General features: G+C 38.7%; 1 protein-coding gene and 1 pseudogene. Both read left to right on the forward strand.

Translation table 11 applies throughout. From position 1 onward, the window contains the following. The first annotated feature begins 122 nt into the window (after nt 1–122). Nucleotides 123–1052 carry a hypothetical protein gene (locus tag T411_RS0115660; RefSeq protein WP_000335802.1) on the forward strand — a complete coding sequence of 310 codons (930 nt, stop codon included), beginning with the start codon at nt 123–125 and terminating at the stop codon, nt 1050–1052. Nucleotides 1053–1186: 134 nt separating this feature from the next. Next, nucleotides 1187–1254: pseudogene (locus tag T411_RS1000000120915) on the forward strand (GNAT family N-acetyltransferase); the annotation flags it as partial.

A 1254-nucleotide genomic window follows, 5' to 3' on the forward strand; every position in this document is an offset into this window, starting at 1 on the left:
TAACAAACGCCTCAAGAGGGACTGTCAACGCGTGGCGTTTCCAGTCCCATTGAGTCGCGGTGGTTACGGTTGCTGTGTTTGAGTTTGGTTGTTATGCGTTGTCAGCCCCTTAGGCGGGCGTTATGTGTTTACAGAGGTATCGTGGAATCAAAATGGATGATTTAAGAAGGAAGTGTTTTTTCTGTAAAGATAGAATTGATGGCAAAAAGACACTAGAGCACATTATTCCAAATAGTTTGCTCGGGAAATTAGGCATAAAAGAAAAAACGGTCACTGGTCAATTTAACACTATTCAATATAGCAGAGTAAAAGTTCCAGCTCATGAAAGCTGCAATAATCAGTTTGGCAGTGATTATGAAAACAGAATATTAAGCTTACTTGAAAATCCGGAACAACTTTATAACCAGTTACTTGAAGAAGCTGGTATCTTAATGATGTACAGCCCCGATAGCTCCGTATCTGCATTGATTACAACTTGGCTATCGAAGATCTATTATGGACTCTTCTACTATGACTTGATCTCTACGAAAGCCCCTCAATGGAAAGATGTTTGTTCATCAATTATACAAAGTGATAATTTTAAACTCGTGCAGAGCTCGTATAAACAAGGCTATGGTTTTCAACTCCCTTCAAGTCTTTATGTTTTCAAAACCAAGAACACTGAAACCGATCTAGTAACAATAGTAGAACCTAGTACATTATTGCTTAAAATTGGTTCGTTAACATTTGTGCTCTGTATATGTGACGGCTTTCTAACCAAGAATTATTTGAATGGACATCCGCTCAAAAAATTACGTTCTTGGATGGAAGAGGAAGAGAAGCTGGATCCTCATTTTCCAGTACAAAAGCTCGCGCTAGCTGAGATCATTGCACTTAGAAAGTGTATTCCTAAGAACCCCAGGTTTGTCTATTCAAAAGATCAGATAATTAACATGAGCTTGTCCACAATGGCTAAAAATCCCGACATTGCTTATCAAATCAATGAGGAGCATCTTTCACACGTGCGTAGAGAGGTTTTACTTGAAATGGGTATCAAAATAATAAACACATAACAAACGCTTCAAGAGGGACAGCCAACGCGTGGCATTTTTATTATGCGTTGGTTTTTGTGATTATGGTGTTATGCGTTAAGTTAGTAGTAGCGTTGGCTGCCCCTTAAGCGGGCGTTATAACCTAATGGGAAATCATGAACTTAGAAGAGTTTCAAGAATCGGATTTTGACCTGCTTATAAAATGGATTGACTCAGATGAGTT

Origin of the sequence: Vibrio cholerae ATCC 14035 (genome assembly GCF_000621645.1) — a bacterium.
GTDB classification, from domain to species: domain Bacteria; phylum Pseudomonadota; class Gammaproteobacteria; order Enterobacterales; family Vibrionaceae; genus Vibrio; species Vibrio cholerae.